This window comes from Sphingomonas sp. (assembly GCF_019242355.1).
In the GTDB taxonomy this organism is placed as follows: Bacteria; Pseudomonadota; Alphaproteobacteria; order Sphingomonadales; family Sphingomonadaceae; genus Sphingomicrobium.
Genome location: NZ_JAFAVR010000206.1, coordinates 1 through 7,661, shown reverse-complemented (window position 1 = coordinate 7,661; position 7,661 = coordinate 1). Strand labels below are relative to the sequence as shown.

Annotated in this window: 10 protein-coding genes and 1 pseudogene; 2 read left to right on the top strand and 9 right to left on the bottom strand. The window is 66.4% G+C overall.

The annotated features are described in order from the left end of the window. The 4 genes from JOZ79_RS10180 to JOZ79_RS10165 all read right to left on the bottom strand — a co-directional run. On the bottom strand, positions 1–221 hold a 221-nt coding region (locus JOZ79_RS10180; protein WP_294073781.1), incomplete at its 3' end, for a cation transporter. 151 nt (positions 222–372) lie between these two features. Next, positions 373–1,788, bottom strand: a complete 1,416-nt coding sequence (gene lpdA, locus JOZ79_RS10175; RefSeq protein ID WP_294073779.1) for a dihydrolipoyl dehydrogenase — start codon at positions 1,786–1,788, stop codon at positions 373–375. After that, a complete protein-coding gene (locus JOZ79_RS10170; protein WP_294073777.1) occupies positions 1,781–2,224 on the bottom strand; it encodes a DUF559 domain-containing protein in 444 nt (147 codons plus the stop codon). Before JOZ79_RS10170 ends, lpdA begins: the two co-directional genes overlap by 8 nt. A 59-nt stretch (positions 2,225–2,283) precedes the next feature. Continuing rightward, a complete protein-coding gene (locus JOZ79_RS10165; RefSeq protein WP_294073775.1) occupies positions 2,284–3,633 on the bottom strand; it encodes a pyruvate dehydrogenase complex dihydrolipoamide acetyltransferase in 1,350 nt (449 codons plus the stop codon). 138 nt (positions 3,634–3,771) lie between these two features. Between JOZ79_RS10165 and JOZ79_RS10160 the strand changes: the two genes are divergently transcribed. Continuing rightward, positions 3,772–4,245 carry a universal stress protein gene (locus JOZ79_RS10160; protein WP_294073773.1) on the top strand — a complete coding sequence of 158 codons (474 nt, stop codon included), beginning with the start codon at positions 3,772–3,774 and terminating at the stop codon, positions 4,243–4,245. On the opposite strand, the gene JOZ79_RS10155 is transcribed toward JOZ79_RS10160, so the two are convergent. From JOZ79_RS10155 to JOZ79_RS10145, 3 genes are read right to left on the bottom strand one after another with little or no spacing between them, the layout of a single operon-like run. Further along, a complete protein-coding gene (locus tag JOZ79_RS10155) occupies positions 4,242–4,721 on the bottom strand; it encodes a GAF domain-containing protein (RefSeq protein ID WP_294073771.1) in 480 nt (159 codons plus the stop codon). The genes JOZ79_RS10160 and JOZ79_RS10155 overlap by 4 nt on opposite strands. Then, positions 4,721–5,131 (bottom strand): alternative ribosome rescue aminoacyl-tRNA hydrolase ArfB, encoded by a 411-nt coding sequence (gene arfB / locus JOZ79_RS10150; RefSeq protein WP_294073769.1) that lies wholly within the window; start codon positions 5,129–5,131, stop codon positions 4,721–4,723. Before arfB ends, JOZ79_RS10155 begins: the two co-directional genes overlap by 1 nt. Further along, positions 5,121–5,768 (bottom strand): RluA family pseudouridine synthase, encoded by a 648-nt coding sequence (locus JOZ79_RS10145; RefSeq protein WP_294073767.1) that lies wholly within the window; start codon positions 5,766–5,768, stop codon positions 5,121–5,123. The genes arfB and JOZ79_RS10145 overlap by 11 nt, the downstream gene beginning before the upstream one ends. Positions 5,769–5,929: 161 nt before the next feature. Between JOZ79_RS10145 and ctrA the strand changes: the two genes are divergently transcribed. Continuing rightward, a complete protein-coding gene (ctrA, locus tag JOZ79_RS10140; protein ID WP_294073765.1) occupies positions 5,930–6,646 on the top strand; it encodes a response regulator transcription factor CtrA in 717 nt (238 codons plus the stop codon). Between the two features lie 103 nt (positions 6,647–6,749). On the opposite strand, the gene JOZ79_RS10135 is transcribed toward ctrA, so the two are convergent. Together JOZ79_RS10135 and JOZ79_RS10130 are read right to left on the bottom strand one after the other, a co-directional pair. Next, a complete protein-coding gene (locus tag JOZ79_RS10135; RefSeq protein WP_294073763.1) occupies positions 6,750–7,220 on the bottom strand; it encodes a YbhB/YbcL family Raf kinase inhibitor-like protein in 471 nt (156 codons plus the stop codon). Positions 7,221–7,436: 216 nt separating this feature from the next. Beyond that, positions 7,437–7,661 (bottom strand): annotated as a pseudogene (locus JOZ79_RS10130) (hypothetical protein); the annotation flags it as partial.

Genomic DNA, 7,661 nt, shown 5'->3' with positions numbered 1-7,661 from the left:
CCGTAGCCGAACGGGTGGTATTTGTCGGGCGGCTTCTTGGCCTGACGCCGGCCCCACATCAAAAGCAGCTGGTTGGCGCAGTCGACGACGCTATGCACGCCCTCGGTCAGCATCGCCGAGGAGCCGGTAATCGCGGCGGCGGCGAATTTCGAGACGGCGATGCCGAGGTTGGCGAGAAGCGCGACGACGAGCGTCCGCGTGCTCGTGGTGGGGGCGCTCATCGGCCGCGAAAGGTCACAAAGGTCGCGCTCGCCCCGCGCGTGATCGCGCACGCACGCCCGCGAGGGCCGGGAACAACAGCATGGTCAGCGCTCGAACGAAGGCAGGTCATGCCGCCCCATTGCACATGTCGGGCTGTGTAGGACAGCGGCGTCAGATGTGGATCACTCGACCGAACGCGGCAAGGACGCTTTCGTGCATCATCTCGCTGAGCGTCGGGTGCGGGAAGACGGTCTGGATGAAGTCCGTCTCGACCAGCTCGGCGGTCTTGCCGATCGTGTAGCCCTGGATCAGCTCGGTGACCTCGGCGCCGATCATGTGGGCGCCGAGCAGCTCGCCGGTCTTCGCGTCGAACACCGTCTTCACGAAGCCGTCGACCTCGCCGAGCGCGATCGCCTTGCCGTTGCCGATGGCCGGGAACTTGCCGACCTTGACCTCGTAGCCGAGCTCCTTCGCTTTCGCCTCGGTGAGCCCTACCGAAGCGACCTGGGGGCGGCAGTAAGTGCAGCCGGGGATGTTCTTCGGGTCGGTGGCGTGCGGGTGGACGTCCTTGTTGCCGAGCTCCTGCGCGATGGCTTCGGCGGCGGTGACGCCCTCGTGGCTGGCCTTGTGGGCGAGCCACGGCGGCGCGGTGACGTCGCCGATCGCCCAGATGCCGGGGACGTTGGTGCGGCACATCGGGTCGGTGTCGATGTGGCCTTTGGTGGTTTTCACGCCGAGCGCTTCGAGCCCGATATTCTCGGTGTTGGGGACGATGCCGACGGCGACGATGCAGTGGCTGAACCTGTGGTCGGCGGACTTGCCGTCGCCGGTCTTGATCTTCGCGGTGACGCCGCTGGCGTCCGGGGTCAGGCTTTCAACACCGGCGCCGGTGAGGATGGTCAGGCCCTGCTTCTGCAGGCTCTTTTGGAGCTGCGCGCTGATCTCCGCATCCTCGACCGGGACGACGCGGTCGAGCATTTCGACGACGGTCACCTTGGCGCCGAGGTCGGCGTAGAAGCTGGCGAATTCGATACCGATGGCGCCCGAGCCGATGACGAGCAATTCGGTCGGCATTTCCGCCGGCGTCATGGCGTGGCGATAGGTCCAGATGCGCTTGCCGTCGGCCTTGGCGAAGGGGAGGTCGCGGGCGCGGGCGCCGGTCGCGACGATGATGTGCTTGGCGGTTAGGTCGGCGGTCTTGCCGTCGGAGCCGGTAACGCTGAGCTTGCCCTTGCCGGTGATCGCGCCTTCGCCCATGTGCACGGCGATCTTGTTCTTCTTCATCAGGTGCGTGACGCCCTGGTTGAGCTGCTTGGCGACGGCGCGGCTTCGGCCGACGACCTTGGCAAGGTCGAACGACGGCTTGTCGTTGGAGAGGCCGTAGGCGTCGGCGTGGGTCATGTAGTGGAACACCTCGGCCGTGCGCAGCAGCGCCTTGGTCGGGATGCACCCCCAGTTGAGGCAGATGCCGCCGAGATTCTCGCGCTCGACGATCGCGGTCTTGAGCCCAAGCTGCGCCGCGCGGATCGCGGCGACATAGCCGCCCGGTCCGGAGCCGAGGACGATGAGGTCGTAGGTGTCAGGCATTGCTCTCTCCAAGCCCCTCTCCCCTTGCGGGAGAGGGAGGGGCCCAAGCCGCAGGCTTGGGAGGGTGAGGGGATGTCAGTTCAGCGTAGATGGCGTCGAACACTCCGCCGATGTTCTCGAGGATGTCATTGTTCCAGAAGCGAAGGACCGAAAAGCCCTGCGAGCGGAGAAAGGCATCGCGGCGGACGTCGTAAACGTTCTCGGCATGGTGGGAGCCGTCCGCCTCGATTATGAGCCGCCTTTCCAGGCAAACGAAATCTACAATGTAAGGGTCGATGACGAACTGACGTTTGAACTTGAATGTCGGCATGCGGCGGTCGCGGAGCATAGACCAGAGACGCCGCTCGGCTGGAGTGGGGCTGGCACGCATTTCCCGCGCGCGATCGCGCAGTTCACGGGCATGCAGGCGTTCGTCGTTGGAGGGCGCACCCCTCACCCTTCCGCCGCTGCGCGGCTCCCTCCCTCTCCCCGTGAGGGGAGAGGGGTTGCTGTTCGTCACGCCAGCATTCCCAGCGGATTCTCGACCAGTTCCTTGAACGCCTTCATCAGCCTGGCGCCGTCGGCGCCGTCGATGGCGCGGTGGTCGAAGCTGCCGGTGGCGCTCATGACGGTGGCGATCTGGAGGCTGTCGTTGACGACGTAGGGGCGCTTCTCGCCGGCGCCGATGGCCATGATCATGCCTTGCGGCGGGTTGATGACGGCTTCGAACTGCTTGATTCCGAACATGCCCATGTTGCTGAGCGACGCGGTGCCGCCCTGATATTCCTCGGGCTGGAGCTTGCCCTCCTTCGCTCGCGACGCCAGGTCCTTCATCTGAGCCGAGATCGCCGACACGCTCTTGGTGTCGGCATTGGCGATGATCGGGGTGATGAGGCCGGCGGGGATCGACACGGCGACCGAAATGTCGGCGCGGCTGTACTTCAGCAGCTGGTCGCCGGCGAAGGCGACGTTGCACTCCGGAACCGCCATCAGCGACTGGGCGAGCGCCTTGATCAGCAGGTCGTTGACGCTGAGCTTGACGCCGCGGCTTTCGAGGCCGGCATTGAGCTCGCCACGCAGCTTCAGGAGCGCGTCGAGCTGGATGTCCACGGTGAGGTAGATGTGCGGAACCTGCTGCTTGGACTCGGTCAGGCGGCGCGCAATGGTCTTGCGCATGTTGGAGAGCTTGACGGCTTCATGCGGGATCGCCTGCTCGGCGGGGCCCGGGAGGACGGCGTGGGCAGCGGCTGGCGCCGCTGACGGAGCAGCCGCGGGTTGGGCGGACGGAGTGGGGGCGGGCGCCTTGCCGGCGGCGGCGTCGATGTCGGCGCGGACGATGCGGCCATCAGGGCCGGTGCCCTTGAGGCTCGCGAGGTCGATGTTCTGTGCCTGGGCAAGGCGGCGGGCGAGGGGCGACGCCTTGATGCGATCTCCCTCTCCCCTCGCGGGAGAGGGCGACTCAGCCGCAGGCTGAGCGGGGTGAGGGGGTGTCGGGGCGGAGCTGACTGGTGCGTCGGCTTTCGGGGCGGGTGCCCCCTCTCCCTGCCGAGCTGCGCTCGGCTGTCCCTCCCCCGCAGCGGGGGGAGGGGCTGGCGCGGCGCTCGCGGCGGACGTCGCATCTTCGCCTTCGCCGGCGAGGATGGCGATCGGAGCGCCGACCTTCACGCCGTCGGTGCCCTCGGGGACGATGATCCTGGCGATCGTGCCTTCGTCGACGGCTTCGAATTCCATCGTCGCCTTGTCCGTCTCGATCTCCGCGAGGATGTCGCCGGAGGAGACGGTGTCGCCTTCCTTGACCAGCCACTTGGCGAGCGTGCCCTCCTCCATCGTCGGGGAAAGCGCGGGCATCTTGAGTTCGATGGGCATCTGCGGTGTCCGTAAAGGAGGTCGTGTCGGTGAAGCGGCCTTGGGCTCAAAGCCAATGCGGCGGTTGCGGTCAAGCCTGCGCCGAAACCCTAGCCGCCGACTTGCACTTGGCCGTGGTTTACCGCAGCACTGTTCGGCATGGGGGATCAAGGCATCAAGCGCACCTATCTGGTCGTGGTCGACGACAGCGACGAAGCGCGCGTGGCGCTCCGCTTCGCGGCGCGGCGGGCAGTCAAGACGAGCGGACGGATCGAGGTGCTCGGGATCGTCGAGCCGCAGGATTTCGTTCAGTTCGGCGGTGTCCAGGCGGCGATCGAGGAAGAGCAGCGGCTTCGCATCGAAGGCGTCGTCAGCGCCGCGATCGGCGAGCTGCTGAACGAATCGGGGGTCGAGGCGAACATCGTCGTCCGGCAGGGCGAGGCGGTGCGCACGGTGCGCGATTTCGTCGGCAAGCGTGAGGACGTGGCTGCGCTGGTGCTGGGAGCGGCGGCGAGCGGCGACCCGGGGCCGTTGGTGGGTGACCTGGCGGGCGCCGACGCGGGCAGGCTGCCGTGCCCCCTGATGGTCATCCCCGGTTCGCTCAGCGAGGAGCGGCTCGAGCAGCTGAGCTAGAACGCGCCCGCGAGGATTTCGGCGAGCTTCACGCAGCCGGCTTCGTCTTCCTCGCTGAACCGCCCGGGCGTCGGGCTGTCGAGGTCGAGGACGGCGAGAAGCTGTCCGTCGCGGACGATCGGGACCACCAGCTCACTGGCCGAAGCGGCGTCGCAGGCGATGTGGCCGGGAAACGCGTTGACGTCCTCGACACGCTGGGGCCGGAGGGTTGCAGCAGCGGCGCCGCAGACGCCCTCGCCGAACTTGATGCGGATGCATGCGGGGCGACCCTGAAAGGGCCCGAGAACCAGCTCGCCGCCGACGTTGCGGTAGAAGCCTGCCCAGTTGAGATCTGGCAGCGTCTCCCAGATGAGCGCGGCGGCATTGGCCATGTTGGCGATGGCGTCCGGCTCACCCGCGACGAGACCCTCAAGCGCGGAGGCGAGGTCGCGATAGAGCGTCGCCGAGTCGGCGGCGGCAATCTTGAAGTCGTACATCAGTCGAAACTCACTTTTCCTCGGGCTTGCTTCACGCTGCTGCGCTGGCGCTTCTTCTCGACGCGCTCGGCCTTCGCGGCTCGGCTTGGGCGCGTCGGACGGCGCTTGGCCTGGACGATATGGGCAGCGGCGATCATCTCCGCCAGACGGCGCCGCGCATCCTGGCGGTTGCCGTCCTGGGTGCGGAAGCGGCGGGCGGTGATCAGGAGCTCGCCTGCGCTCGTGACGCGGCTGCCGGCAATGGCCTTGAGCCGCTCGTAGGCATCCGGATGGAGGCCGAGGCGGAACAGGTCGACGCGCAGCTGAACCGCCGTCGCGACCTTGTTGACGTTCTGGCCGCCGGGGCCTGTCGCGGCGAGGAAGCTTTCGCTCAGCGCCTCTTCGGGGATTCGAACGTCCTCAGGCCGCATCGCGCCACTCGGCGAAGCTGTCGGGCAGGGGGGCGGTGACGTCGATTGCCGGCTTGCCGTCGCGCGGGACGACCAGGCGCGAGGCGTGGAGGAGCATGGGGCCGCCGGGAATGCCGTAGACGCGGTCGCCGACGATGCCGCGGCCGAACGCCTCGCGGGCATGGGCGCGGATCTGGTGCGTGCGTCCCGTCAGAGGACGAAACTCGACCAGTGTAGCCCCGCCGCGAACCGCGAGCCGCCGCCAGTGCGTTGTCGCCTCGGCACCATGTTCGTCCGCAACCATTTTCCATCCGGCTTCGGCGCTCGAGCTCTTGGCGAGCCGCACGTCGATCACTCCCTCCGCGTGCGGGAGCTCGGCGCCGATCACCGCGAGATAATATTTCTCGACCAGCCGGTCCTCGAAAGCACGCTGGAAGCGGCTGCGTGCCTTTGCCGTGCGTGCGAGCAGCAGGCAGCCGCTGGTATCGGTGTCCAGGCGGTGCATCGGGGTTGGGGGGCGCTTGAAGCCGCAATGTAGCTCGCCGAGGCGCGAGACGATGGAATCGCCGCCCCGCCGCGGGGTGTCGACCGGCAGGCCGGCCGGCTTGTCGATGACGATCGCTTCTGCGTCGATGAAAAGGATGCGGTCGGCGAGCATGAGCGCCGCAATAGAGATTTGTGTCTCTCGCGCAACGAACCCAGCGAATCCAGCGCGTTACACAATATTAACCTTTTCCCCTCATTCCTCGAATGGTTAATGGACGCTTCAAGGCTGTTAAGGGGCAGTAACCCCGGCGGCCGCGAACGGGGGATTTCACGATGCGCGTGCTGCTGATCGAAGACGAGCCGACGACCGCCATGAGCATCGAGCTGATGCTCGGCACCGAAGGCTTCAACGTCTACACCACCGACCTTGGGGAAGAGGGCCTCGATCTCGGCAAGCTCTATGATTACGACATCATCCTCCTCGACCTGAACCTGCCCGACATGCACGGCTATGACGTGCTGAAGAAGCTGCGGGTCGCGAAGGTGTCGACGCCGGTCCTGATCCTGTCGGGCATCGGCGAGATGGACTCGAAGGTGCGGGCCCTGGGCTTCGGCGCCGACGATTATGTGACCAAGCCATTTCACCGCGACGAGCTGGTGGCGCGCATCCACGCCATCATTCGCCGCTCGAAGGGTCATTCGCAATCGGTCATCCGCACCGGCCAGCTCGCGGTGAACCTCGACGCCAAGACGGTCGAGGTCGACGGCGCCCGAGTGCACCTGACCGGCAAGGAATATGCGATGCTGGAGCTGCTTTCGCTCCGCAAGGGCACGACGCTCACCAAGGAAATGTTCCTCAACCACCTGTATGGCGGGATGGACGAGCCCGAGCTCAAGATCATCGACGTGTTCATCTGCAAGCTGCGCAAGAAGCTGGCGCTGGCGTGCGGTGGGGCGAACTATATCGAGACCGTCTGGGGCCGCGGCTATGTGCTGCGCGACCCGGAAGAGGGCGTCGAAGGCGGAGAGCCGCAGGCGGCGGTCGCTTAAAGCAGGTTGTCACCCCGGACTTGATCCGGGGCCTGCCTATTTCTTTTCACCGCCACGCTCCATGAGAAGGCGGGTCCCGGCTCAAGGCCGGGATGACGAGTTGTTATTTCCGGTCGTAGGTTCCGATCAATTCGCCCTGGCTGATCGCCTGGGCGGAGGCGGCGTTCTCCACATCGATGACCTTCGCGTCCGGCTTGAGGCCGAGCTTGTCGACGCCGAGCGCGAACAGCTTGAAATGATAATGGTGGATACCGTTGCCCTTGGGCGGGCAGGGGCCGGTGTAGCCGGGGGCATCCTTATCGTTGTTGACCTCGGTACCGACGTGCTCGCCGGCGGCGATTCCGCGGGCGGACGCCGGAATGTCGTAGACGCCCCAGTGGCGGAAGGTACCCTTGGGCGCGTCGGGGTCGTCGATGACCAGCGCGAAGCTCTTCGTGCCGGCGGGGGGTTCGCCCCAGCTCAGCGCAGGCGAGTGATTGGCGCCGTCGCAGCTGTAGACCTGAGGGATCGGCTGGCCGTCCTTGAAGGCGTCGCTGGCGAGAGTGAGCCTGGCGGTCGTCGTGGTGACTGTCATATTCCCTGATCCTCGGCTTGCGGCGGATGGTCCCCCGTGGCTTCCACAGCTGCAAAGCGTCGCGAAGGAAAGAGCCGCCGTTGCCGATCTCATCCGCATCGCACTTTCCCGCATTGTCCGGACGACCAACGGAGCCGCGGCTGGTCCGTTCCGCCGCCAGCGTCAGCCGCCCGGAGTCGCGAAGTGAACGCGCGATATTGGGTTGAGCGCGTCGGCTCAGGGCTTTGGAGCCTGAGGATTGCTCTTGGCCAGCTCCTGATCGACGTCGATTCCCTGATCCTTCCAGTCCTGCTTGGTCCGGCACTCGGACCGCCTCACATGGGAACCGATGTCCTGGTCGTATTGAAAGCAGTATTTCGTGGCCTGGGGTTTGCTTGGTTGTCCGGTCGGGGCTGTCCCGTTCGCACCCGAAGTGGCGATGGTCGTCAGAGCCAGGGCTAG